This is a genomic window from Metapseudomonas otitidis, assembly GCF_900111835.1.
GTDB lineage: Bacteria > Pseudomonadota > Gammaproteobacteria > Pseudomonadales > Pseudomonadaceae > Metapseudomonas > Metapseudomonas otitidis.
The window spans coordinates 32,852-57,095 of record NZ_FOJP01000012.1 but is presented as its reverse complement, the minus strand read 5'-3'; the positions used below and the strand labels follow the sequence as shown (position 1 = coordinate 57,095).

At 61.7% G+C, this 24,244-nt stretch carries 27 protein-coding genes; 16 read left to right on the top strand and 11 right to left on the bottom strand.

The annotated features are described in order from the left end of the window. Window positions 1-68 precede the first annotated feature (68 nt). Window positions 69-614 (top strand): hypothetical protein, encoded by a 546-nt coding sequence (locus BM198_RS29680; protein WP_139233642.1) that lies wholly within the window; start codon window positions 69-71, stop codon window positions 612-614. Between the two features lie 350 nt (window positions 615-964). Here the strand turns inward: BM198_RS29680 and BM198_RS16430 are convergent, their stop codons facing one another. From BM198_RS16430 to BM198_RS16420, 3 genes are all read right to left on the bottom strand, one after another. After that, the gene (locus BM198_RS16430; protein WP_074971372.1) at window positions 965-1,564 is read right to left on the bottom strand and encodes a TetR/AcrR family transcriptional regulator; all 600 of its coding nucleotides are present in this window, start codon (window positions 1,562-1,564) and stop codon (window positions 965-967) included. Further along, on the bottom strand, window positions 1,561-2,175 hold the full coding sequence (locus BM198_RS16425) for an NAD(P)H-dependent oxidoreductase (RefSeq protein ID WP_074971371.1): 615 nt from the start codon (window positions 2,173-2,175) through the stop codon (window positions 1,561-1,563). Before BM198_RS16425 ends, BM198_RS16430 begins: the two co-directional genes overlap by 4 nt. Before the next feature lie 372 nt (window positions 2,176-2,547). Continuing rightward, window positions 2,548-3,102, bottom strand: coding sequence for an AAA family ATPase (locus tag BM198_RS16420; RefSeq protein ID WP_074971370.1), 555 nt, complete (start codon window positions 3,100-3,102; stop codon window positions 2,548-2,550). 294 nt (window positions 3,103-3,396) lie between these two features. On the opposite strand from BM198_RS16420, the gene BM198_RS16415 reads away from it, so the two are divergent. Beyond that, window positions 3,397-4,509, top strand: coding sequence for a YheT family hydrolase (locus BM198_RS16415; protein ID WP_074971369.1), 1,113 nt, complete (start codon window positions 3,397-3,399; stop codon window positions 4,507-4,509). 24 nt (window positions 4,510-4,533) lie between these two features. Here BM198_RS16415 and BM198_RS16410 read toward each other — a convergent pair whose 3' ends face one another. Next, complete coding sequence (locus BM198_RS16410) at window positions 4,534-5,202, bottom strand: TetR/AcrR family transcriptional regulator (protein ID WP_074971368.1); 669 nt, start codon at window positions 5,200-5,202, stop codon at window positions 4,534-4,536. Window positions 5,203-5,357: 155 nt separating this feature from the next. Here BM198_RS16410 and phlG point away from each other — a divergent pair, with 155 nt between their 5' ends. Next, window positions 5,358-6,242, top strand: a complete 885-nt coding sequence (phlG, locus tag BM198_RS16405) for a 2,4-diacetylphloroglucinol hydrolase (protein WP_074971367.1) — start codon at window positions 5,358-5,360, stop codon at window positions 6,240-6,242. 42 nt (window positions 6,243-6,284) lie between these two features. On the opposite strand, the gene BM198_RS16400 is transcribed toward phlG, so the two are convergent. Then, window positions 6,285-6,887: a TetR/AcrR family transcriptional regulator gene (locus BM198_RS16400; protein ID WP_044402906.1), complete on the bottom strand. Its 603-nt coding sequence runs from the start codon at window positions 6,885-6,887 to the stop codon at window positions 6,285-6,287. Window positions 6,888-7,404: 517 nt separating this feature from the next. On the opposite strand from BM198_RS16400, the gene BM198_RS16395 reads away from it, so the two are divergent. From BM198_RS16395 to BM198_RS16370, 6 genes are all read left to right on the top strand, one after another. Further along, a complete protein-coding gene (locus BM198_RS16395; RefSeq protein ID WP_208610370.1) occupies window positions 7,405-8,487 on the top strand; it encodes a hydroxymethylglutaryl-CoA synthase in 1,083 nt (360 codons plus the stop codon). A gap of 26 nt (window positions 8,488-8,513) precedes the next feature. Beyond that, complete coding sequence (locus BM198_RS16390; RefSeq protein WP_044402899.1) at window positions 8,514-9,710, top strand: thiolase family protein; 1,197 nt, start codon at window positions 8,514-8,516, stop codon at window positions 9,708-9,710. 12 nt (window positions 9,711-9,722) lie between these two features. Continuing rightward, the gene (locus BM198_RS16385; RefSeq protein WP_074971365.1) at window positions 9,723-10,163 is read left to right on the top strand and encodes a Zn-ribbon domain-containing OB-fold protein; all 441 of its coding nucleotides are present in this window, start codon (window positions 9,723-9,725) and stop codon (window positions 10,161-10,163) included. A gap of 204 nt (window positions 10,164-10,367) precedes the next feature. Continuing rightward, window positions 10,368-11,417: a type III polyketide synthase gene (locus BM198_RS16380; protein WP_074971364.1), complete on the top strand. Its 1,050-nt coding sequence runs from the start codon at window positions 10,368-10,370 to the stop codon at window positions 11,415-11,417. 72 nt (window positions 11,418-11,489) lie between these two features. Continuing rightward, window positions 11,490-12,752: an MFS transporter gene (locus BM198_RS16375; protein ID WP_074971363.1), complete on the top strand. Its 1,263-nt coding sequence runs from the start codon at window positions 11,490-11,492 to the stop codon at window positions 12,750-12,752. Window positions 12,753-12,757: 5 nt separating this feature from the next. After that, complete coding sequence (locus tag BM198_RS16370; RefSeq protein ID WP_021221867.1) at window positions 12,758-13,645, top strand: hypothetical protein; 888 nt, start codon at window positions 12,758-12,760, stop codon at window positions 13,643-13,645. A 214-nt stretch (window positions 13,646-13,859) separates the two neighbouring features. On the opposite strand, the gene BM198_RS16365 is transcribed toward BM198_RS16370, so the two are convergent. The 3 genes from BM198_RS16365 to BM198_RS16360 all read right to left on the bottom strand — a co-directional run bounded on the left by BM198_RS16365 (window position 13,860) and on the right by BM198_RS16360 (window position 15,163). Next, window positions 13,860-14,222 carry a hypothetical protein gene (locus BM198_RS16365; protein ID WP_074971362.1) on the bottom strand — a complete coding sequence of 121 codons (363 nt, stop codon included), beginning with the start codon at window positions 14,220-14,222 and terminating at the stop codon, window positions 13,860-13,862. A gap of 85 nt (window positions 14,223-14,307) precedes the next feature. After that, window positions 14,308-14,478: a hypothetical protein gene (locus BM198_RS30180; RefSeq protein ID WP_167368470.1), complete on the bottom strand. Its 171-nt coding sequence runs from the start codon at window positions 14,476-14,478 to the stop codon at window positions 14,308-14,310. A 163-nt stretch (window positions 14,479-14,641) separates the two neighbouring features. Further along, window positions 14,642-15,163 carry a BRO-N domain-containing protein gene (locus BM198_RS16360; protein ID WP_244165706.1) on the bottom strand — a complete coding sequence of 174 codons (522 nt, stop codon included), beginning with the start codon at window positions 15,161-15,163 and terminating at the stop codon, window positions 14,642-14,644. 364 nt (window positions 15,164-15,527) lie between these two features. Between BM198_RS16360 and BM198_RS29675 the strand changes: the two genes are divergently transcribed. From BM198_RS29675 to BM198_RS29670, 4 genes are all read left to right on the top strand, one after another. Continuing rightward, window positions 15,528-16,817 carry a PIN domain-containing protein gene (locus tag BM198_RS29675; RefSeq protein WP_139233641.1) on the top strand — a complete coding sequence of 430 codons (1,290 nt, stop codon included), beginning with the start codon at window positions 15,528-15,530 and terminating at the stop codon, window positions 16,815-16,817. A 193-nt stretch (window positions 16,818-17,010) separates the two neighbouring features. Then, window positions 17,011-17,655 (top strand): hypothetical protein, encoded by a 645-nt coding sequence (locus tag BM198_RS16355; RefSeq protein WP_139233640.1) that lies wholly within the window; start codon window positions 17,011-17,013, stop codon window positions 17,653-17,655. Next, the gene (locus tag BM198_RS30175; protein ID WP_167368472.1) at window positions 17,631-17,771 is read left to right on the top strand and encodes a hypothetical protein; all 141 of its coding nucleotides are present in this window, start codon (window positions 17,631-17,633) and stop codon (window positions 17,769-17,771) included. The genes BM198_RS16355 and BM198_RS30175 overlap by 25 nt, the downstream gene beginning before the upstream one ends. A gap of 95 nt (window positions 17,772-17,866) precedes the next feature. Next, entirely contained in the window at window positions 17,867-18,370 is a 504-nt protein-coding gene (locus tag BM198_RS29670) for a hypothetical protein (RefSeq protein WP_074971360.1), read from the top strand. Between the two features lie 461 nt (window positions 18,371-18,831). Here BM198_RS29670 and BM198_RS29665 read toward each other — a convergent pair whose 3' ends face one another. After that, entirely contained in the window at window positions 18,832-19,266 is a 435-nt protein-coding gene (locus BM198_RS29665) for a hypothetical protein (RefSeq protein WP_139233639.1), read from the bottom strand. A 344-nt stretch (window positions 19,267-19,610) separates the two neighbouring features. Here BM198_RS29665 and BM198_RS16345 point away from each other — a divergent pair, with 344 nt between their 5' ends. Then, entirely contained in the window at window positions 19,611-19,883 is a 273-nt protein-coding gene (locus tag BM198_RS16345; RefSeq protein WP_074971359.1) for a hypothetical protein, read from the top strand. 120 nt (window positions 19,884-20,003) lie between these two features. Here BM198_RS16345 and BM198_RS16340 read toward each other — a convergent pair whose 3' ends face one another. Next, window positions 20,004-21,587, bottom strand: a complete 1,584-nt coding sequence (locus BM198_RS16340; RefSeq protein WP_074971358.1) for a rhodanese-related sulfurtransferase — start codon at window positions 21,585-21,587, stop codon at window positions 20,004-20,006. Next, window positions 21,584-22,192, bottom strand: a complete 609-nt coding sequence (locus BM198_RS16335) for a cysteine dioxygenase family protein (RefSeq protein WP_021221876.1) — start codon at window positions 22,190-22,192, stop codon at window positions 21,584-21,586. The genes BM198_RS16340 and BM198_RS16335 overlap by 4 nt, the downstream gene beginning before the upstream one ends. 107 nt (window positions 22,193-22,299) lie before the next feature. Between BM198_RS16335 and BM198_RS16330 the strand changes: the two genes are divergently transcribed. Next, window positions 22,300-23,220 carry a LysR family transcriptional regulator gene (locus BM198_RS16330; protein ID WP_074971357.1) on the top strand — a complete coding sequence of 307 codons (921 nt, stop codon included), beginning with the start codon at window positions 22,300-22,302 and terminating at the stop codon, window positions 23,218-23,220. Between the two features lie 187 nt (window positions 23,221-23,407). Further along, on the top strand, window positions 23,408-24,244 hold the full coding sequence (locus BM198_RS16325; RefSeq protein WP_083422403.1) for an ABC transporter permease: 837 nt from the start codon (window positions 23,408-23,410) through the stop codon (window positions 24,242-24,244).

Genomic DNA, 24,244 nt, shown 5'->3' with positions numbered 1-24,244 from the left:
CCTCTTGATTTGGTGAAGAAAAGATGCTGTTGAATTACAAGTGCACCTACTGCTCATTCGAGCGCCAAATGAAATATCTGCCGAGAGAGTATTTATTATCGGAAACTCATAGGATTCCCATGGCTCAGAGACATTTCTGGTGCACCTCTTGTAACGATATTTCGGTTGCTGAGGTGCTGGAAAGAGATGATGAAAAAATGGAGTATCTTGAAGGGGTTTTGGCAGAGAAGCGTGCGCTGATCGAATTGGTGCAGGACCCATCCAGTTTAAGTTTTATAGAAAACCTTACGTTCGAAAGTTTGAAAGAGACGTTTCGGGCTGTGGAGAGCGAGCTGGTGGGCTGGGCAGAGTGGAGAGCCCGTAGAAAGGCCCCTGGAAAGTGTTTGAGGTGTGGGTGTACACCGACTTCGGTTCCTGATAGCGATATGAGTTCATTTGACCATGGCGGATGCTCGGGAGTTCTGGAGTGCCTGATCTCAATCTCGTCCTATAATGGGCCGGCTACATATCCTCATTTATATAGTGTTGATGGTGACTTTCTAGAGCAGGGCAGTAAACCGGTCTCTAGAAATGGAATTGAGTGTGTGTATGGGCCAATGGAGTTGTTTGCTTGAATCTTGTGATCGGCGATGTGGCGGCACTTCACTTTGCTGAAAAAAGGTTTGCCACTACTTTAGGAGTGGTCTGAAGTAGTCCTATATTTCCGTGTTGAATTCGGCCTCTGCCGATTTTGAATGCACCAACCAATCAAAACCGATCAGTTTGCCGGCTCAGCTCTCCGTTTTTGGCCGTCACGAGCACCTCGTAGCGGCCATCTCCCTCATTCGTAAAAGCTCATCTGCTTCATCGTGAAACTTACGGGGTCACTTCCTCGTAATCACGCCGCTCATGTACTGGTTCAGGTCGCGAAGGTCCTGCCATGCGGTCGGCTTCATCAGCACGCACAGCGTGGCGCGGAGCAAAGTCAGGTGCTTCGCTGAACCATGCCCAAGATGGTCTGTCGGAGCTCCTCCTTTGCCTCTGCGTCGGTGATATCACCCGCTAAAGCCGCTTCTGAGAGCGCATCAGCAGCCCCGAGCATTGCCCAGAGACTTGCCGTTGAAATGCCCTCGGCCCCAGCAAAAGGCATGAATATCCCTGCGCACTTCTTGATGAAGAGCTCCTGATACTGACGCTTCAACGCTGCCAGCTCCGGCGCTCCACTCAGTGCGGCCAATACGTCCTGAATTTCACGCCCTTGTGTCAGTACACAATCGACATACGCGCCAGCGACCACGCCAGCTTTATCCATCAAGGTGGATTTGGCTTCCAGGACCGCAGCATCAAAAAGAGTTGTCTGGCGGACGTCATAGTCCTCGTAGAGTGCAACCAACAGGCCATTGCGGGAACCGAAGTGATCGTAGACCACCGGTTTCGTGACCCCGGCTGCCTCAGCCAAGCGACCAAGACTGAGGGCGTCCGTACCCTCACTGCCAATGAGTGACCATGCAACCTCTAGCAACTGGCGGGTACGCGCTTCTTTAGTCAAGCGACGGCGTGAAGACGGAAAAGTAGACGAGGTCATCGGGCCAGCTTTCTCCCTTGCACTTCCATAAACACGCTGGCACCGATCTGATCTGCTTTCTCTAGAGCGGATTCCGGATAGCCAACATCAGATGCCAGTAGAAATGACGAGCTGCGTACTTGGGCGCCGCAGTAGTCAAAGATGCCGTGGTCAATCTGGGTCTTCATGGCTGATGCGTAACCATGTCGGTTAAATGTTCCCTCCCCAGCGCCACCGACTGCAACCAGGTGGACCTGCAGTCGGCGCAGTTTCTTGATCACCTTTCCGTTTCCGTTTTCTTCATAGGCCCAGCCGTTGGTGAACACTCGGTCAACCCAGCCTTTGAGCAGGGCGGGGAACGACCACCAGTAGATGGGATAGACCAGCACCAGTGCATCTGCCCGATCCAGCCGTGCTTGCTCCATCGCAATCTCAGTACTCGGCGATGCCTGTCCTTGAAACAGTGCCTGATCTGCCAGGTTGAAACGGGGGTCGAAGCCCTCGCTCGCCAGGTCTGCAAGTTCGAAGGTGTGTCGGTGGGTTCCAGCCTCGATGCCAAGCGCGATACGCCGGGCGACAGCGTGCGTCAGCGAGTCAGGATTGTGGTGAGCTACAACGATAAGGGCGTGCATGTTGTTACTCCAGTGAAGGCTGGTTCGAGATTGAAAGGAGGAGGGAGACTCTACCTACCTTTGGTAACCTACCATTGGTAGATATTCAGTGGAAGGCTTTGCGAAGTAGGGGGCGCTCCTTCAGAAGACTGCTGAATCCCTGAAGTGCTGCTTTGTACGTTGCTCAATGCCGCTGGCAGTGCCGAGGATTGATGAACAGGGAAGTACCGAGGTGATCCCTTCATATCCGGGGTGGGGATGGTTTGGGCTCAACCAGTCGGCGCATGTAGGCGACCGCCCGGCACGTAGAGTCCTAGGCTCTGCTGTGCTTGCAGCAGGCATCGAGGAGCCTGGGTGAGAGGGCCGGTTCGCGTGGTGGAAGGATTCAGTCGTTCAGCGGCGCGTCGGTGCGCAGACCTGAGACGACCCAGGATTTGCCTGGATGTCCGCCAGGAAACGCTCGGTATCCCGGTTGGAGCGCAGGCGCACGACGCGGCAGGTGGAGGGCGCGGTGGCGGCGAGCTGTTCCATCTTGGCCCGGGCCGATTGCCGGGTGCGCCACATGAAGCCGAAGAACTCGGGGAGGTTGCCCAGTTGCTCCGGGCAGTTCTCCGGCAGGTCGGGGCGGGTGCGGCCCCGCTGGGACAGGGTACGCAGCAGTACGCGCCAGAAACGGAGCGGCGCCGAGCGGTCGATCCAGACCAGCAGGTCGGCCCGGGCGAGCCGGTTGCCCCAGGTTTCGGAGTGGCCGCCTTCGAAGATCCAGCGCTCACGGGCCTCGACTTCGTGGCACAGGCGGGTCTTCTCGTCCCGGTTGCGCTCCACCCAGCCCGGCTGCCAATGGATGGTGTCGATGTGGACGACCGGCAAGCCGGTCAGTTCGCCCAGCCTGCGGGCCAGTGTGCTTTTGCCGGACCCGGGTTGGCCGATGATCATCACGCGCTGCATCAAGACTCCTTCTCGCTGTACGTCCTCGACAGGGCGGCAAGGGTAGGGCAATCAGAGCCTGCCTTTCAAAGCCCCGGCAGGACGCGCGCGTGCTAGCCGTCTGGTGCGTTTGCGTTCTCTTGAGCTGTAACCGTTGACCGCAGGCCCTTGAGGGGGCCGTCGACAAAGCGGGCACCGACTTCCACATGCAATTGCCTCAAGCAGCCCATCGGCAAGATACTCCGGGCCCAGCTGCGCACCTGAGCGGGCGTGGGCCCATGCCGGGGCAGGTTTCTTTCTGATTGAGGAGTTCCGATGTCGATCTGGATCACCGCCTTGCCCGTGCTGGCGGTCGGGCTCGGCGCCCACTACCTGCGCACGGCGGCGCGCAAGCCGGAGCTGGTCTACCAGGCCAACCCGGAGAACCAGGCGCTGATCGCCCAGGTGCCGCGCCTCACCCGCCGCTTCTGGGCGACGCCCTGGCTGTTCAACGGCCACTTGCAACTGCTCGGCCTGGGCCTGAAGAAGGCCTTCGCCCCGCGCCTGGCCTACGACCGGGTCGACACCCTGCGCATGGCCGATGGCGGCACCACGGCGCTGCACTGGCTCGGCGCCGAGCTGCCGGCGGAGGTGCCGACCCTGGTGGTGCTGCACACCATCACCGGCTCGCCCCACAGCATGCGCGGCTTCGTGCGGGACCTGCAGCGGCTCACGGGCTGGCGCGTGGTGTTCTGCGAGCGCCGTGGCCACGGCCGGCTACCGCTGACCAGCCCGCGCTTCAACACCATGGGCGACACGGCGGACCTGCGCGAACAGCTGCGCGTGATCGGCGAACGCTACCCCCGCTCGCCGCTCTACGCCGCGGGCATTTCCGCCGGCACGGGGCTGCTGATCCGCTACCTGGGCGAGGAGGGCGAGGCGACACCGTTGCGCGGCGCCTTCGCCTACTGCCCGGGCTACGACATCCGCGTGGCCTTCGCCCGTTCGCGCGCACCCTACACCCGCCTGATGGCACGCAAGCTGGTTCGCCAGTTCGTCACCCCCAACCGCGACGCGCTGGCGCACCTGCCCAGCCTGGCCGCCCTGGAGGGCGCGCAGAGCCTGGATGAATTCCACCGTCACCTGTACGAGTGCGCGGGCTACCCCAGCCAGCAGGCCTACCTGGAGAGCTGCAACCCGATCACGGTGATGGAGACGGTGAGCATCCCGCTGCTGGTGCTCAACGCCGAGGATGATCCGGTGTGCGTGGTGGGCAACGTGCGGGACCACCAGCACGCCATGGCACGCATGCCCAGGACCGTGCTGGCGGTCACCCGGCGGGGCAGCCACTGCGCCTACCTCGCCGGGTTCACCGCGCGCTCATGGGCGCATCACCTGGCGGCCGAGTTTCTCCGGGCGGTTCACGAGCGCCCGCCTGCAGAGCGCTAGGGCAGGGCAGCCGCCCGGTCGGTCTCAACCGGCGCGGTGCGGTCCGCCAATGGCCGCGAGGCCGCCCAGGGCGAAGGTGAGCATGTGCTCCAGCAGGGGTTGCGGCTGGGTGTCGAGGCCGGGCAGGACGGTGGTGCTGAGAGTGTCGTGGGCGATCAGCAGGAACAGGCAGGGCGAGAAGATGTTCAGCGCACTGCGCAGCACCGCCGGGTCATCCTCCGGCAAGCCCAGCAGTTCGCCGATGATGCGGCGGGCAGCACGCGCCTTGGGGAAGGACTCCATCTTCAGCACGGCCGGCAGCAGCGGGGAAGGGGAGAGCAGCTCCCGCGCCAGCACCTTGGCGGGCCAGGCCAGGCGGGGGCTGCCGAGGCTGCCCAGCAATTCGGCGATGAGCCGGCGCAGCTTGTCTTGGCCTGACAGTTCGCTGGTGGACAGCGCCTCCAGCGTCTCCAGGCTCATGATCCGCTGGTGGGCTTCCAGCAGCACGGCGGTGTAGAGGCCGTCCTTGCCCTCGAAGTGGTAGTTCACCGCAGCCGCGTTGGCCTGGGAGCGGGCGCAGATCTCCTTGCTGGTGGTATTGGCGAAGCCGCGTTCAGCGAAAACCTGCCCGGCGATCTCGAGTATCTGCTGGCGTGTGGCCTGGCCGTCCTGGCGAGAGGCGCGACCGGCGGGCTGCTGCTCTGTAGCTGTCATGGAACCGACTCTGTGTGGCTTAGTTTAAATTCAAATTTGACTTTGTTTTTGACCTGTCCTAGCGTCTCTGGGGCCGACACCTTCCCGCAGGGAGGTGAGATATGTGATCCGTCCGCGCCTGATCCCCATCGCAACCAACGATGCAGGTTACTTCAATGCAAACACGCGTGATGGTGCCATTCAGTTATTTTTCCCTGCCAATGCAGAAGCAGTTCCTGCGCAACCGCGAAGCGATTCGCGGCAAGCCTTACGCGCGCTTCTTCAGCGGTGAAATGCAGGTCCCGTTATCTGCCGTGCAACTGTTGCAGCGCGGACCGTTGCCCCTTGAGCAGACCCTGACGCCGTCGGTGGACGACATCAATCGCCTGCTCGATCCCGACTACCGCAGTGCGGAAGCCGGGTACGCACTGTTGAGCGGGCCGATGGCCTATGTCCAGAGCCGGAAGTTCTTTCCGGGCTGTAGCGCACGCATGTTCGAGTGGTGGTTCCTCTGGCACCCGCTGGAGGCCGAGCGCTACATGCTCTGGTTTCCCTATGCGCACGTGAAGAATCCCTGCCTGAATGCCCACAAGCTCTGTGACGACGGCTGCTGCTTCACCGAGCGGCTCTACGGCAACAGCTTCTGCGCCACGGAGTACGTCGGCTCGCGCCTGATGGACCTGAAGATCGACTTCCGTGAACCGTCGGAACTGGGGTTGGACCCGGCGCTGTACCGCGAAGCGAAGATCGATGGCAGCGTGAGTGCGCTGATGAGCCTGGCCCAGGAGCCGGACGTGCCGGTGTCGCTGATGGTCCACCTGTTCAAGGAAACGGAGGAGGGGATGTGGCTGACCAGCCGTTACTGGGTCGGCGCGCACCCGTCGATGGCGCGGTTCCCCGGTGCTGAACGGGCGGAGGGCTTGTTGGCGGGGCTGGGGCTGGATGCTGCCGGGCTGGAGGAGCTGGCATTCGAGTTCGCGGTGCACGACCTGTGCGAGTTCAATCACCTGGCGAGTTTCCTGCCGGAACTCTACCGCGAGTTTTCAGGCCAACCGGCCTGATCCTGGACGACCCGCGCTCCCTGCGGGTCTTTGTCTTGCTGGTCAGGCGGTGGGGGAGGCGCAGACACCGCTGGTCAGCATGTTGATGAAGTCATCGATGTCCTCTTCGGCCCGCAACTGGTCGGTGAGCAGGCGGTACCAGCAGAACCCGAAGATCATGTCGAGCAGCAGGTCCTGGTTGATGTCCTTCGGCAATTCACCGCGATTCACGGCATTTTCCACCAGGCGCTTGGGCACTTCCCGGCGCCGTTCCATGAACTGATCCTTGAGTTCCTCCAGCGTTTCCGGGTCCAGCTGGGCCTCGGCGATGACGCTCCGAAAGGCCAGGCCGCAAATGGTCTCCCGCCAGATCTTCCAGAGATTGTGCAAAAGAAACGAGAGATCTTCGCGGAACGAGCCAAGTTCCGGGAAGATGCGGATCTGCTCGCTTTCCTTCTCGTACACCTCGGCAATCAGCGCTGCCTTGTTCCGCCACCAGCGGTAGATCGTCGGTTTGCTGGCGCTTGCCCGTCTTGCGACGGACTCGATGCTCAACCCGGCATAACCGCTTTCCATTAGGATCTCGGTCGTCGACTTGAGGATGGCTTTGTGCGCATGCGGGCTACGCAGCGAGCCGATGGAGCTTCGTGAGCGTGTTCGAGTCAAGGCAAAAGTCCCCATGGAAATGTGTTGACAAACGAATTCTAGGGTATAGGCTGATTTTGCGAAACGATACGGACCGTTTCGTGCAGTATATTTGTAACAAAACTCCCTCTTGAGATGGGGGGATCGGGTCGGCGGTCACATATCACGGCAGAAGAAACCACGGCTACCGGTACCTCTCTCTCACGGGCAAATGAAATTCAAATGTTTCATAAAATAGATACGGAACGTTTCGTATTTTAAAGGGGGGTCGATGACGAGAAGGTGATGTTTGCGCAATGCCCTGCACAGCGTCGTTGGCGCTGGCAACGCAAGCACGCCCCATGCGTGAGAGAGCTATCGGTGCCCGTGCGACAACCTGCGGACGTCGCGGACACCCTGTAGCGAGCCGAACGACTCGTGCGGTCCCGCTCGACACAACAAAAGCAGGAGTGCCTTTTTCGATGTGATTTGCGTGCTGCCCATTCCGGACGGCAAGGGATGGCTTGTCTCAATGAAAATGCTCAAGAGGAATACGACCGTGCATAAGACAGGAATTGTCAGTTACGGCTACGGGCTGCCCGTGTGCCGCCTGAAAGTCGAAGAGGTGCTCAGCGTCTGGCGTAACGCCGACCTGAGACTGGTCAGGGATCAGTTAGGGATAACCGAACGTGCCGTGCTCCAGCCGGACGAGGATGTGATCACCCTGGGTGCCCTCGCGGCCCAGCAGGCGGTGGAGCAGGGCGGTATCGCCGAGCTCGACGCCCTGTACCTGGGAACCTGCACCAACCCCTATGAATCCCGCGCCTCGGCGGCGGTGATCCTGGAGATGCTCGGCAGCGGCTACGACGCTTTCTGCGCCGACGTCCAGTTCGCCGGCAAGTCCGGCACCTCGGCCCTGCAGATCGGCCACGCCCTGGTCGCCTCCGGCATGGCCCGCAACGCCCTGGCCATCGGTGCCGACACCATCAACCGCAACACCGCCCCGGGCGACCTCACCGAAGCCTACGCCGGCGCCGGTGCCGCCGCGCTGCTGCTGGGCCGCGACAACCTGATCGCCGAGTTCGACGGCAGCTTCTCCTGCGCCGCCGACGTGGCCGACAACATCCGCCCGCAAGGCGAGCGCTACATCCGCTCCGGCATGGGCCTGGGCTCCGACAAGAACAGCATCGGCCTGGAAGAGCAGACCGCCCGCGCCGTGCACGGCCTGTTCAAGAAGCTCGGCACCTCCAGCCATGACTACGACTACGCGGTGTTCCAGCAGAACCTCGTCTCCACCCCCCGCTCGCTGGGCCGCCACCTGGGCTTCGAGCCGCGCCAGATCGAGCCCGGCATCTATGCCGGCAGCGTCGGCGACACCGGCTCGGCCAGCCCGCTGCTGGGGTTGATCAACGTGCTCGACCAGGCACGGCCGGGGCAGAAGATCCTCCTCTCGTCGTACGGGTTCGGCGCCGGCAGCGATGCCATCGCGCTGACGGTCACCGACGCCATCCTCGCCTACCAGCAGCGCGCCAAGCCGCTGCGCAAGGTGCTGGAGAACAAGGTGTACGTGGGTTACGGCACGTCGATCAAATACGAATTCAAGTATTTGCGCGCCGACTACGCCCTGACCGCCTACCTCTGACCGCCCGTACTGCAAGGAGCACAACCATGACTGCACGTCGCGTTGCAATCGTGTCGGCCGCCCATACGCCGAAACCCGGCAACTCCCGCGTCCGGCAGACCTTCAAGGAAATGATCGTCGAGTCCGCCTACGAGGCCATCCACGCCGCCAAGATGCACCCGCGTGAAATTCAGGGCGTCGCCTACGGCTACCACGGCGAGGGCATTTCCGAATACGGCGGCCTCGGCCCGACCCTGTCCGACGCCCTCGGCATCAGCCCCGCGCCCACCTTCATGAGCACCGCCAACTGCACCAGCAGCTCGGTGTCGTTCCAGATGGCCCACCAGATGGTGGCCTCCGGTGAATACGACATCGTCCTGTGCGGCGGCTTCGAGAAGATGACCGACCACTTCAACTACGCCGAGTACATCGGCTCCAGCACCGAGTGCGAGTACGACTACTTCCTCGGCATCTCCCACACCGACGCTTTCGCCCTGGCCACCGCCGAGTACTTCCACAAGTACGGCTACGCCGGTCGCGAGGCCGACGTGCTCGCCAGCTTCGGCCGGCAGATGCGCATCTACGCCCACAACACCCCCGGCTCCACCCGCTATGGTCACCCCATCCCCAGCCTCGAAGAGCTCAAGCGCACCGAGGCCTGCGGCTCCATGCTCGCCTGGGGCGAGGCCAGCGGCTGCGCGATCCTGGTGGCCGAGCACCTGGCCCACAAGTACACCGACAAACCGGTGTTCGTGCGGGGCTGCGCCTACACCGGCGTGTCGCACTACTACGGCACCCGCTACCACAACCCGACACTGAAGTACCCGGGCCTGCCCCAGGACGTCGGCATGGCCGTCTCGGCCAACTCCATCGCCTGCGCCGAGATCGCCTACAAGAAGGCCGGCATCACCGCCAAGGACATCGACGTCGCCCAGGTCTACGACCTGCTCGGCGCCGGGCTCATCCAGATGGAATCCATGGGCGTGTGCAAACCCGGCCAGGCCGGCGACTTCGTCCGCGAGGGTGGCATCGCCCTGGACGGCCAACTGCCGTTGAACACCGACGGCGGCAACATCGGACGCGGCCACGCCTCCGGCGCCGACGGCATCCTGCACATCACCGAACTGTTCCGCCAGTTGCGCGGCGAGTCCACCAACCAGGTTCCCGGCGCCCGTATCGCCGTCTCGCAGAACCTGGGGGGTTACGCCGCCCACAACTCGGTGATCGTCCTGGCCAACGACTGAGGAGTGTCGACCATGTCTCTCTACCCCGAACAGATCCACCGGATGACCACCGCCAGCATGCTCCGCGAATGGCGCGAGCACGGCGGCAAGTACCGGCTCGAAGGCACTCGCTGCAATGAATGCAACGAGATCTTCTTCCCCCGGCGCACCGTCTGCGGCGCCTGCAACTCGCTGAAGGTCAGCCCCTACCGCTGCCAGCGCACCGGCCATATCGAAGTCATGGCCAATGCCGAGAACCCGATCCTCGCGGCCATGGGCTACGGCGAAGTGGTGCCCCGGCACATCGCCATGGTGCGGTTGGACGACGGCCTGGTGATCGCCTCCGAGATCGTCGACGTCGTCGACCCGGCCCAGCTCAAGGTCGGCGCGCGCGTGAAGATGGTGGTGCGCAAGCAGGTGCGTGAAAGCAACCTGGCCTGGCAGTACGCCTACAAGTTCGTACTCGACCACTGAGGCTCTTGCCGCGGGGCCCGGATGGGCTCCGTGGCAGCTAAAACAAGAACGTCATTTTCCGGCGTGCGGTTTACGCCCTTTTCTCCTGCCGCTGCCCCCCGGGAAGTGCTGGCCCACGCCAGCGCTGACGGGCTTGGCTGTGCCTGAAGAACGGGTTCCTACCCACTGAATGAACGAATTTTGAACGATCAACGAGGATTCAACATGTCGACTCTTTGCCAACCCCACGTACTGTTCCCGCAACACAAGATCACCCAGCAGCAGATGATCGAGCACCTGGAGAACCTCCACGGTGACCACCCGCGCATGGCCCTGGCCAAGCGCATGATCCTCAACACCGAGGTCAACGAGCGCCACCTCGTGCTGCCCATCGACGAGCTGGCCATCCACACCGGCTTCACCCACCGCAGCATCGTCTACGAGCGTGCCGCCCGCGAGATGTCCTCCGCCGCCGCCCGCCAGGCGCTGGACAACGCCGGCCTCAAGCCCGAGGACGTGCGCATGGTCATCGTCACCTCCTGCACCGGCTTCATGATGCCGTCGCTCACCGCCCACCTGATCAACGACCTCGGCCTGCCGAACTCCACCATCCAGCTGCCCATCGCCCAGCTCGGCTGCGTGGCCGGCGCCGCCGCCATCAACCGCGCCCACGACTTCGCCACCCTGAAGGCCGACAACCACGTGCTGATCGTCTCCCTGGAGTTCTCCTCGCTGTGCTACCAGCCGGACGACACCAAGCTGCACTCCTTCATCTCCGCGGCACTGTTCGGTGATGCCGTCTCCGCCTGCGTGCTGCGCGCCGACGACGAGGCCAAGGGCTTCCGCATCAAGGCCACCGACTCGTTCTTCCTGCCCAAGAGCGAGCACTTCATCAAGTACGACGTGAAGGACACCGGCTTCCACTTCACCCTCGACAAGGCCGTGATGAACTCCATCAAGGACGTCGCCCCGGTGATCGTGCGCCTCAACCAGGCCGGCTACCAGCAGAACTGCGCGCAAAACGACTTCTTCATCTTCCACACCGGCGGCCGCAAGATCCTCGACGAACTGGTCCGCCACCTCGACCTGCCGTCCGAGCGCGTCTCGCTCTCGCGCACCAGCCTCTCCGAGGCCGGCAACATCGCCAGCGTGGTGGTCTTCGACGTCCTGCGCCGGCAGTTCGACAGCTCCCCCAAACCCGGCAGCAAAGGCCTGCTCGCCGCGTTCGGGCCGGGCTTCACCGCCGAAATGGCACTCGGTGAATGGGCAGCCTGAGTACCCTCGGGCACGGTGGCGCGGGGTAACCCGCGCCACCCTTTTCGGCTCCTTAGAAGAGGAGGGCTGGCCATGCGCGAGCAGGCAAGCGACACGGGCTGGGATGCCCGCTACGAAACACGCATGGTGATCCTGCTGTCGCTGAGCTTCGGCCTGGTGGGGCTGGATCGCTTCATCATCCTGCCGCTGTTCCCGCTGATCATGCGCGACCTGCAGCTGGACTATCAGGACCTCGGCAACATCTCCGCGGCCCTGGCGCTCACCTGGGGCGTCTCCGCCCTGGGCATGGGCTGCCTGGTGGAGCGGCTCGGCGCCAAGCGCGTGCTGGTCGTCTCCGTGCTCGCCTTCTCGCTGCTCTCGGGGCTCTCCGCCCTGGCCGGCGGGGTGCTCGGGCTCATCCTCCTGCGCGGCCTCATGGGCTTCTCGGAGGGCGCCTTCACCCCCACCAGCATCAGCGTCACCACCCAGGTCTCGCACCCCCGGCGCACCGGCTTCAACATCGGCGTGCAGCAGGCCGTGTTCCCCATCCTCGGGCTCGGCCTCGGGCCGCTGATCGCCGCCGGCCTGCTGGCCTGGCTCGGCTCCTGGCGCTGGGTGTTCATCAGCGTGTCCATCCCCGGGTTCATCCTCGCCTGGTGTCTGCAGCGCACCTACCGCCCCGTCCCCGCACCCCTCCAGGCCGGGCAGGAGCGGCCCTGGCGCCTGTGGCTCGCGGCCCTCGGCAGCGGCAACGTGCGGCGCAACATCGGCATCATGTTCTGCATCCTCACCTGCCAGTTCGTGCTATGCGCGCTGCTGCCCAGCTACCTCACCGACCACCTCGGGTTGTCGCTGGAGGCCATGGCGCTTGTGATCTCGGCGATCGGCTTCGGCGGCTTCGTCGGCCAACTGATCATCCCCGGCCTGTCCGACCGCTTCGGGCGCAAACCGGTGGTGCTGCTCTCGTTCTGTGCCAGCGCCGCACTGGTCGCCACGCTGATCGTCACCCCCGCCGAGCCCTGGCTGCTGTTCGGGGTGCTGTTCTTCATCACCTTCTTCAACTTCAGCCTCATCTGCCTCACCGTCGGCCCGCTCACGGGCGAATCGGTGGCGCCGCACCTGCTCACGGCGGCCACCGGCATCGTCATCGGCTTCGGCGAAATCCTCGGTGGCGGCCTGGCGCCGATCCTCGCCGGCTACCTCGCCACCCACCACGGGTTGCCATCGATCCTCTACCTGGCCCTGGCCGGCAGCCTCGCCGGCCTGTGCCTGGCGCTCGGGCTCAAGGAAGGCCGCGCGCAGGCACCCCGCGAAGCCACACCGCCGGCCAACGCCGCACTGCTTATTAGGGAGTAATTGAAATGGGCGACTACCTGAAAGTCCTCGACATCGAACACAGCGGCGGGCCGCGCATCGGCCTGCTGGGCGACGACCCCGCGCACACGGTGCGGGTGCACGGCGAAAGCAGCGGCCTCTACCAGACCCTGCAGGACTGTGCCCGCCGCCATCAGGACCACCTGGCGCACCTGCGCCACCTGCCGGGCCCGACGCACACGCTGCCGGCCCTGCGCCAGGAAACCCGCCTGCGCCCGCCCGCCATGCCCGACAACCCGCTGCTCACCCACGTCAGCGGCCTGCCGCTGGGCGCGCGGGACGACGCCGGCTGGTTCTACAAGGGCAACGGCCGCGTCCTGCGCATCGACCGCGACGACCTGGAAGTGCCGTACCACGTCCAGGCCATCGCGGCGGACGCCTGCCTGGTCTCCATCTACCTGGTGGGCTCGCGGGGCCAGTTGCTCCACGTCGGCGTCACCCTCGGCCACGACCTGCACGACCCACTGCAGGGCCAATCCGCCCGCGCCCACCTGCTCGAATGCGCCGTGGCCTCGGAACTGCTGCTGGGCGAGCTGGACGAACCGCTGCACCTGCGCCAACGCATCGAACGCAATGGCACCTGCTTCAGCGAAACCCACCTGCGCCTCGACCCGCAGGCCTGGCGCGCCTCGCGGGAAGCCGGCGAAGCCCTGCTGGAACAACACCCGCAATTCCTCCAGCCGGGCATGGTCCACTACCTCTTCAGCCGCCTCGACAGCGAAATCGTCGCCACCCACCTGCAACATGGCGACTGCCTGGAACTCAGCTGCCCCATGCTCGACATGCGCCTCGAAAACCGCATCGTCGAAGAAGAACTGCGCCACCTGCTGCCGCTCTCGTCACGCCGCCGCACGGGGCAGGGCAGAGCGGCCTGAGTCAGCAAGGTGGGCCGGGTGGCGTTCCGCTTCAGCCCACCAACTTGCCCAGCGAGCGCAACACAGAAAAACGCCGCATTCCCATGCGGCGCTTTTCATTCGAACTCCAGTGGGAGCGACGTCAGGATGACCCATGCTTTAAGGTGTGCCGTACACATCGTCGCGAGGAACTGCCGGTAGGTCTCTATACCGTCACGACGAGCCCCAAGAGGTCCTACGCGCTACCGGCAGCATCAAAGAGCTCCAGCTCTAGCCTATCGATAACCTTTATCAACACGTCAGAGTCGTAGGGCTTCCTGTCTATAGGCACGGACTTAAGCCACTGCAAATACGCTCTGAACATCTCTTTTCTTTCAGGCGTGATCAGCCATCTATCAAGATCAATATCTCTTAAGCCGGGAGGCATGGTTTCGTACTCATCCATCCAGGAACAGCACGCCAGAATCAACCAATTGTGCTCAGAGCCTTCATCAACTCTGGATTTTAAGTTGAAGGCAATCGCCTTGATGAGCTCGTAGAGGCTCGCATCATTGATAAATGCATGCCTGCCCTCAAACGTTACGGCGCTTGTAGCCATCTCTCTTCCTTATGGAGAAGTCACCCCAGCTCGGTCGGCAGGATACGACGCATTACTGGAATGCGACACGGATCATGCAGCGAGCTCAGGCCTGACGAACCAAGCCGGCGAGCACCTGCTCGAGCCCCTGGCGATAGGTAGTCACTTCGAAGGCAGGAAAGCGCTGCTTGAACTTCGACGAATCGAAAAGATTGTCGTGCTCGTAGCGCGGCAGCAGCTCCGTAGCTCGCCCGGAAGCGAAGGGCATGGAGCGCATGGCCGAACCCTAAGGTTCAAGCTCGGTTCAAGGTCAAACTGCACCGAACCGTCATTCACGGCCGGATTGGTGGGGATAGGCATGCTGAATGGTAGTTGGCCGGCCAGCGGGTGCTGCCGGAGCCGAAAACGCCGCACCTCCATGCGGCGCTCCCGTCCTGCCCCTAGAAAAACCGCTTCCAGCTCGGCCCGTCGCTCAGCGCCGGGTCATCCTGCGCCGCCATGAAATGCGGCAGGTCCCGCCGCGCGATCCACAGCTCCCCCTGCCAACGCAGGGCGCCGACACGCTGGTTCGCCCAGGTCATCAGGATGCGTCGCGGGCTGGCATCGACCTCGCGGTGATAGTCGTACAGCGCCGGAATCACCTCATCGCTGAGCCACTGGCTCAACGCGCAATGCTCCGGGTGGCCGAAGCGATACAGCGCCCGGTAAAGCCCGGCCTCGCTGATCAACTCCAGCTCCTCGCAACGACCGCTGGCAAAACGCAGCATCGCGAAACGGTGCTGGTGGGGATACAGGCGCTTGGTCAGCCGATAGGGCCGGGCAGCGGCGATCATCAGCGCGAAATCGATGGCGACGAACCAGGGGCGGTTGTCGATCATCACCGCGCGCAGTTGATGGCAGTGGCGTTGAAAGGTGATGGGGGTGGATGCGTCATGCATGGCGAAGTTCCAATTAAGGTCCATTTACTTGCTCCGTTCGGTGTCTGCAAAAGCTGTTCATCGTTTTGCAGGACCCCAAGGGCAAACTCGCCAACGTAAACGGGCTGTCAAACCCGGCCACGGGATTCATCGTGGCTGGGGGAGGATAGGGATGGTGAGGGTTTAGGGCAAGGTGGTTGGCTTCGTTGACACCTAGACTGTGCCCAGACGGCTGTAACCTCTTCTATATGTATCACTGGCGCGCTAGCTAAAGCGGAAGAGAGCTACACAGCAACGGAAGTCGAGAGGGGGCGTGCTATTTGACGCTATGGTCAGTAACGCTATATTCATTTTGCGTTTGCGGAAATTTATTTTTTGCGTTCAAGCCCACTCTCGATCGAGAATTAAAATGAATGATACGGTCAAGCTAAAAGGTGGAATTAAGCTAGAGGACTGCGATATTGAAAGAGTCTTTCTTGCTTCGTCGGTTCTGCCGTCAGCAGTTGATGCCTTTGTTGCTCGGGTGAATACTGTTGATGACGCAGCGCAAAATGGTGACATAGTGCTGGATACAAACGCCCTGCTAATTCCTTATGGTGCCGGCGCTAATAGTTTTCAGCAAATTATGGGGATATTTAAACGACTGAAGGATGAAGGTCGCATATATTTGCCGGCTCAAGTGGCTAGAGAGTTTGTGAAAAATAGGCCCAATAAAATATCGGAACTTCATCAGGGGCTTTTGGATAAAATAAGTCGATTTATCTCCATAGAGAAAATCTCCTACCCAATTTTGGATGGTATTGCTGAGTACGTTAAGCTTAATGAGTTACTTGCCAGGACGAAAGGGCTCAAAAAAGAGATAGGAGAAGCTAATTCGGCGCTTCTATCAAAAATACATTCTTGGGAATGGAGCGATCCTGTAAATACCTCTTATAAGGAGATATTTGCGGATGGGCGAATAGTAGAGCCAATTTTAGATCGTGAGGAAGCACTGAAAGAGCTTTTGAGGCGGCAGCGGCTATTGATTCCACCAGGCTATAAAGACTCAGGAAAAGATGACCATGGCATTGGGGATTTTTTGATTTGGCAAACAATTTTAGAAATTGGCAAGACCAACAAAAAAGATTTGATATTTGTTAGTGGGGATGAAAAGGCTGACTGGCAACATCGCGCAGGCGGGGCAGGATTTCTTCCCAGGTTTGAACTTCTTGATGAATATCGCCGAGCTTCGGAAGGCAAGGCATTTTATATAATTCAGCTTAGTAAATTGCTTGAGTTATTGAGTGCTGAAAGCTCGTCGGTTGCTGAAATAAAACAAGAGGAAGAGAGGGTTCAGGAGGCAAATACAGCAGTCGTTAATTGCCCGTACTGCAATTCATTTGTTACATCTAGGCTGGAGGAGTTTCCGGGGTCGTCCGCCAAGCCGCGGTGCTCTAGTTGTGATAGAGGTTTTCATATACACAGAACCAGAAATGGAATAACCATCCATAAGCCGTATGAAAAAACTATCCAGCCCCCGCAGGTGAAGAAAGAATTTGTTGATTGCCCTGTATGTGGATGTGGTGTTGAGGCAGAGCTGCCTGCGAATCACAATGCAACTGCTTGGTGCAGTTGTTCGGTTTGTGAGATAAATTTTCCGATACATAGGTTGCGCAATGGAGGGATTAGAGTTAGTAGTGGTGGAGGGCAAGGTGAGTGAGGTAATCAGTTTGCAACTATTGGTATTTTTTAAATTGAGCGCTGTAATGGCGCTCCTTTTGCTTTCGCTTTACGCGCATACTTCAGAATATCTACATCCGTAGTTTCAAATTAATGTCCTGCACCGCCGTCAGTTGGATGTTCCTGCATTTATGGTTGCAATCATTCCCCAACCCCTCGTCAAGGCCCCCATCGTGTTCAAGAAAATCAAAGGCATCCTCGGCATCCAGCCCCAACCCGCTGGTGAAAACAGCTACGGCGAGCATCTCCGTGGCGGGGCGGACGAAACCTGGCCTGAGGCCCTGAACCGTTTCGAGTCGTTCTGCCTGAGCCTGCATGCGTTCTACGACGAGGAAGGGCAGACCTATGAACTGTACTTCGACGAGTACTTCCAGGACGGCACGCTGTTCGAGTGGTCGGGCGCTGTATCCGACGAGGATCTGCTGAGCGCCGAGACGCAGCATGCGTTCGCGATACCGGAAGAGTTGAAGGCGTTGTTCAGGAAGCGCTTCGCCATCTACGACGTCATTGCGGATCGCGGCCGCTGGGGCGACCGCCGCATCCTCGAGATCTATGGGCGTTCGACCTCAACCTCCTACCCGTGCCTGCATGCGTTCTGCCCGGCGATCGCCTGGAACTTCGGCGAGTACTTCGCCAGGGAGGAGTTGACGGAAGAACAGATCGCGCACCTGAGCGCCAACTACTTCTGCTTCGGGCGCTGGTCGGACGATGACCACTACTGCACCTATCTCCTGGTGGACCGCCACGGCAACTACGGGCGGTTCCGCTTCCACACCGAAGACTACCCGGCAATGTGCAGCGGCTCGAACCGCTGCTGAAGGGCCAGCCCCTCGATATGACGCTGGATGCGCTTCTGGTGTGGGCGATCAACAACTCGATGGAATACCTGCTCGAACGCAACGATCTGCCCAGCCCTTATGGGAAAGAGGTCTGAGGCGCCAGCTATGGGGTGCTGGTCCAATCGGCTCGATTGTGAGGAGCAGGGATTGAGCCAAGATTGGTTCTCTTCGTTTGCAGGGCGGTTAAACCATGTGCATTGATCTCGTTTCCAGGCCAATCCTAGGCCACTGGGATGTCTCCTCTGCTGTCTCGCAATGTGAATACCAGTTCGGTCAACGACTCATTTATGTCCAGCACCCGAAAGACGACTCATACGTGCCATACGTTGAGCAGGCGCAAGAGACCGTAAAAGCGGTGTGGAATGACATCGAGCATGCAGTTCGCTTTGCCGAGGAATTTTCACGTCGCCTGCTCCCTGAATTTTGGAGGGCGCATGACAAGAGTGGGAAGTCAGGCATGCGGTTCGACGTCTATTCAATTCACTATGATCTCAACGCACCACACCCCACCTACGTGATTGGCAAGAATAATGATTTCGGCTTCGAGCATATGATCTATGACGAAGATGACCTCTGCCAGGATTCACCGAAATTAACTGAACTGCCTGAGCCGCCAGAAAATTTCTGGCTAAGCGTGAGCTGGATTGGGGCCCGTAAATTTGAAAGCATCACTTGGTCAGGCGCACAACCTTGATTCTTCAAGGTGCTGCAAACTGCGCCTCGGGTCTGTTCCAGGCGCATGTCGCAAAGATGAGAGTGACAATTATCGGTTAGAGCAGGACGCCTGCATTAGCAGCAAGACGGCTTGGTGGGCTGTCCGTTGTAGCTGACAAATCGACATCAGAAAATAAGCCTCTCCGCAACCAGTCGGGTATACAGCGACCTGCCTGCTTCCAGACATGCCTCAGGTGAAAACTGCGGGCAGGCCTGAAATGACGAAGTAAGTACACGGCTAAGGCAGAGCGCGGCATCTCTTTCCGAGTGAATACGTCCAAGCTGCTTTGCAATGCTCTTGGCTTCCCTGTCAAATTCGGGATCCATTGGGTCAGTAGGCCACCAAGGAAATGCATGCCACTTTGCTATTTCCTCCTTGATTGTTCTTGTAAGTAAATTTTCCATTAGGCAGTCAACACGGATCCTCAATGTGTAGTTGATTCAAAGGCCACATCCCGGCTCGTTTCCCTCAGCGCTTTCCTTCAGCCTTCCAAAATGTCTTTCCCACGCAAAGTTGTAAGCAGTAATGGACATTTTTGTCTTGCAACTGGCGTCGCCTTTTGAAATCAGGGCATGCAAGAAATAGCCGGCTCCCGTGCCTGACGGCGAGTAAACAGAAAGCCCAGTGGCTCCATTGCTTACTTCTTTCTTCAACTGTTGGTTATTTACGAAGCCGGTGACGTTCCCAGTGCGAACGTAGCTTGGCCTAAAGCACTTCGACAGGTAGGTCTCGACGCGCTCGGCAACCCGTTCGCTCTCGTCGTTGAAGCAGTATTCCGGGCTTTTGTTGCCCGTTTGCAGCAGCTCTTCCTTGGTTTCAGGAAAGATTGAACAGCCGCTTAGAAGGATGAAGGAGATCGCTATGAGTTTCTTCATGGAACTGTGCGGTACCAAATTGTGGGTGAGTGGCATATCCAGCGTTGTGACGGAAAAGGCTCACAGCCGCTGCGTATACCGGGGGGCAGGAATTGCCAGGAGGGCGGAAGGATATCTGATTTGAAGTTACGAACCCGCAGTAAATCTGCCTGAGGCTGGTTTGCTGGGGCGGGCGACGACATGACTCCCAGCGGTATGCACCAGCAGCGTGTCTGCGCAGGCAAGTCAGTGGGGACGAGAGTGACTGGCGCCTCAGAACACCAACTGCCAGTAGCGTCCAGATCGTTCGCCGGGCATCATCCAGCGCCCGCCAGAATCAGTGCTCAAGGGAGTTGGCACCGCTTATGAGCGCTAAAGAACCCAAAAGCGCTGGGGCAGAGACCCCGTGGCACAAGTCATCTTTTCTTTTCATTATCATTTTCTTCATTTCAATCAATGGGTACGGGCTGATTGCCCTGATCGCGCTGGTCATGGCTCTGCTTAATCTGAGGCATGACAACTGGTACAGATTCCTATGGCCCTGGATTTTCGTCCTGATGTTCAGTGCTGCGGGTCTTGTAGGTTTTGCAACCCGAATCATCGCCGAGAACTACACATATGAGGCGTCAGAGCGATAAGTCCTGCTTGGGAAGGCCAGAGAGAGTTGTTGATGGGCTGCCATAGGCAACTGGTGTCCATTCCAATCAACTGACGTGAGTGCCTGCTCCAGGCAGAGAGCAGGCACTCAGGGTCCTTCCTCAAACCACAAAGAACCCATGCGTCCCATCCCGCCCCAACTGCTCCACCAACCCAAACTCCCAATCAAGGTAAGCCTGCATGGCCTCGCGCGGGTTGTCGGTGCCCTCGTAGGGGCGGCGGTAGCGGTCGATGCGCGGTGACAGCAGGCCGCTTTCGCCGGCTTCCACCGGCAGGCCGGCGTCGGCCCAGGCGGTGTTGCCGCCGTCGAGCAGGAAGGCAGGTTTGCCGGTGATGGCCGCCACTTCGTCCACGGCGAAGCGGGCCAGCAGGCCGCTGCCGCAGGTGAGCACGTAGCGTTCGGCCTTCGGAGCCGTGGCGAGGGCTTCGCGCAGTTGGGCGCGCAGTACCCAGCGGGCGCCGGGGATGTGGCGTTTGACGTGGTTGGCGCTGGCGGTGAAGTCCAGCACCACCGTGTCGCCATGCTCCAGCCAGGTGGCCAGGGTCTGCGGGGCGATGGCTTCGACCTGGGGCAGGGCGGGCAGGGTGGGGCGCCAGGCGCCGCTCTCGCTGAAGTCCGCTGCCGTGAGCCCATCGAGCACATGCACCTCCCAACCCAGTTGCGCCAGCCAGGAGCCGGTCATGTTGGCGCGTGTGCCGTCGTCGTCGGCCAGGACGATGCGCGCGCCGCGCACGCTGGCGTAGTGGTCGGTCTCCTGCACCAGCTGGCCGCCGGCGACCCAGCGCGCGCCGGGCAGGTGACCGGTGCGGTATTCCTCTTCGGTGCGCACGTCGAACAGGTAGGTGGTGCGGCCGGGCTCGGCGTGCCAGTCGTGCAGCTGTGCGAGGCCAGCGCGGTGTACGCCGGCCTTGTCAGCCACAGCGCGGGCATCCTGCGCGGCCTGCTCGCGGGTTTGCTGGCCGACCTCGGCGAAGCGGCGCTGCTGGCCGTGCTCCAGCGTCTGCCCGGCCAGGGTCCAGCCGATGGTGCCGTTGCGCAGGGCGGCCACCGGGTTGGGGATGCCGGCGTTCACCAGGGATTGGGTGCCGATGATGCTGCGGGTGCGCCCGGCACAGTTGACGATCACACGGGTGCTCGGGTCCGGCGCCAGTTCGCGTACGCGCAGCACCAGTTCGGCGCCGGGCACGCTGATGGAGCCGGGGATGTTCATGGTCTGGTACTCGTCGAAGCGGCGGGCGTCGAGCACCACCACGTCGGCCTTGGCGTCCAGCAGCGCCTTCACCTCTTCGGCGGCGAGGGAGGGCGTGTGGCGCTGGCTTTCCACCAGTTCGCCGAAGGCCTTGCTGGGCACGTTGACGTCGCGGAACAGCTCGCCACCGGCCTCGCGCCAGCCGGCCAGGCCGCCTTCCAGTAGGGCCACGTCGCTGTAGCCGAGTTGCAGCAGGCGCTCGGCGGCGCGCTCGGCCAGGCCTTCGCCGTCGTCGTAGAGGGTCACGGCGGTGTCGCGGCGGGGCACGCGGTCGAGCACTTCCAGTTCGAGCTTGGACAGCGGGATGTTGGCGGCGAACAGCGGGTGCGCCTCGGCGAAGGGGGCCTCCTCGCGCAGGTCGATGAGGGCGACTTCCTCGTGGGCGAGGAGGGCGGAGCGGATGTCGGCAAAACGGCGAAGGGGGATACGGCTCATGGCGCCAGGCTCTCTTTCGACAGGTCCCAGATATTGGGCAGGTGGAGGTTGGAATAACCGGAGATGAAGGGCTTCTCGACGCCGCCCTCGGCATAGACGGCGCGGCGCACCGCGCCGATGTTGGCGCCGTACACGTGGATGCTGATGGAGGTGCGGTTCTCGAAGGCGTTGCGCACCTGGTGGATGTCGCCCACCCGGGGCGACACGGCGACCACATCGCCCGGCTGCAGGGATTCGGCCGCGCCTTCGGGCCGCAGGCTGCCGTCGGCGTTGCGGGCGAAGCCCTGGCTGAGTTCGGCGCCGCGCAGCATGCCGATCAGTCCCCAGGTGCGGTGGTCGTGCACCGGGGTGGACTGACCGGGGCCCCAGACGAAGCTGACGATGGAGAAGGCCTGGCGCGAGTCGGCGTGCAGCAGGTACTGCTGGTAACGCTCCGGGCTGGGTTGGGCGTAGGCGTCCGGCAGCCAGTCGTCGGTGCTCACCAGGTCGCGCAGCAGCGCGGCGCCCTGGTCGAGTATCCGTGGCTCGTCCGGTGCCTGGGCGAGGAGGTCGGCGAGGTCGACGATGAAGCCGCGTAGCCGTCCGAGGTTGGGCGTTTGAGACATGGTTCCCTCGATGTCCGTGAGTGCGCAGCGGTAACCGCTACCGTGCCGGGGCAAAAGATATTATTCTTCTTGCGTATTCTTCCAGCCATTTATTATGCGAATAAAGAATGAAGATAGATGATATCGATGCATTCGTGGCCGTCATCCGCAGCCAGTCGATCAGCCAGGCGGCGGAGTCCCTGCAGCTCACCCAGCCGGCCATCACCCGGCGTGTGCAGAACTTCGAGGAGGCCCTCGGCGTCAGCCTGCTGGACCGCAACACCAAGCCGCTGAAGCCCACGCCCATGGGCATGCGCGTGTACGAGCAGTGCCGCTCGGTGCTGCGCGAGATGGACGCCCTGCGCGAACTGGTGCTGAGCGATTCCTCCCCCAGCGGCGTGCTGCGCCTGGGCGTGCCGCAGACGGTGGGCGACGTGGTGCTGCTGGACGCCCTCAGTCAGCTCAAGACCCTCTACCCGGACCTGCAGACCCAGGTCTCCACCGGCTGGGGCAGCCACCTGCTGGGCAAGATGGAGAACGGCGAGCTGGACGCCGTAGCGGCGTTGTTCCCGGCGGGCAAGGTGTTCCCCGAAGGCATCGTCGGGCGCTCCCTGGCGCGCATGGACCTGGTGGTGGTCGCGGCCAAGGGCGAGGTGCGCAAGCGCTCCTGCAAGCTCGCCGATTGCTACCAGCGCGGCTGGGTGCTGAACCCCGATGGCTGCGGCTTCCGCGCCGGCCTGCAACGCGCCCTGAGCGATGAGGGGCTGTCGCTGCGCATCAACCTGGAAACCTTCGGCACCGAACTGCAGCTAGGGCTGATCGCCAATGGCCTGGGCTTCGGCCTGGTGCCGCGCCCGCTGCTGGAGAACAGCCGTCACCGCGAGCGGCTGGAGGTGGTGCCGGTGAGCGACTTCAAGCCGGTGATCGACCTGTGGCTGATCCACCCACGCTTCCTCGGCAACCTGCAGGCGCCGGTGGCGCTGTTCGGCGAGACCGTGGCCCAGCGCGTGGCGCACCAGGCGGAGGAGGGGGCTGCGGCAGACTCATAAACAAAGCATCTTGCATGTAGCTGCATGGATTAGATGCGCAATTTGTATATTAGATTAGAACCAGATCGAATTTCACTGCGGTTTTTTAGATGGATAGCATGTGGATCAAGCCAGGCTGCAGCGGGCTCGATCCAACCTCCCGCCTGCGGCCCCCGACCATTGGAAAGGCCCCGAGCGAGGAGAAGGAATGTCCCGGCGAAGCAACGCCCTGGTGCCCCCGGGCACCGCACTGACGGCCCTGCTGGCGCCCCTGCGCTGGAAGGGCTGGAGCAACCTCGGCCTGCGCCTGGTCAGCCCGCTGGTGCTGCTCCTGCTCTGGGAGCTGGCCTCACGCACGGGCCTTCTGCCGGCGCGCATCATCGCCGCGCCCAGCGCCATCGGCGACACCCTCTGGCAGATGATCGCCAGTGGCGAGCTGGCCGGGCACCTCTGGGTGTCCCTCAAGCGCGCCCTCAGCGGGCTGGCCATAGGCGTCTCCCTCGGCACCGTGCTGGCCCTGCTGGCCGGCCTGTCGCGCCGCGGTGAGCTGATCATCGACTCCCCCGTGCAGATGCTGCGCACGCTGCCGTTCCTGGCCATCGTGCCGCTGTTCATCCTCTGGTTCGGCGTGGGTGAGACGCCGAAGATCGCCCTGATCGCCCTCGGCACCACCTTCCCGGTCTACCTCACGCTGTTCTCCGGCATCCGCGGTGTCGATCCCAAGCTGGTGGAAGCGGGGCGCCTGTTCGGCCTCAGCCGCCTGGAGTTGGTGGTGCACGTCATCCTGCCCGGTGCCTTGCCGTCCTTCTTCGTCGGCCTGCGCTACGCCTTCGGCATCAGCTGGCTCGGCCTGGTGGTGGTGGAGCAGATCAACGCCAGCGCCGGCCTCGGCTACCTGGTCAACGACGCCCGCGACTTCATGCGCACCGACGTGATCGTCATCTGCCTCATCGTCTACAGCGTGCTGGGCCTGTCCATCGATGCCCTGGTGCGCCTGCTCGAACGCCTGGCCCTGGCCTGGCGCCCCACCTTCATAAGGAACTGA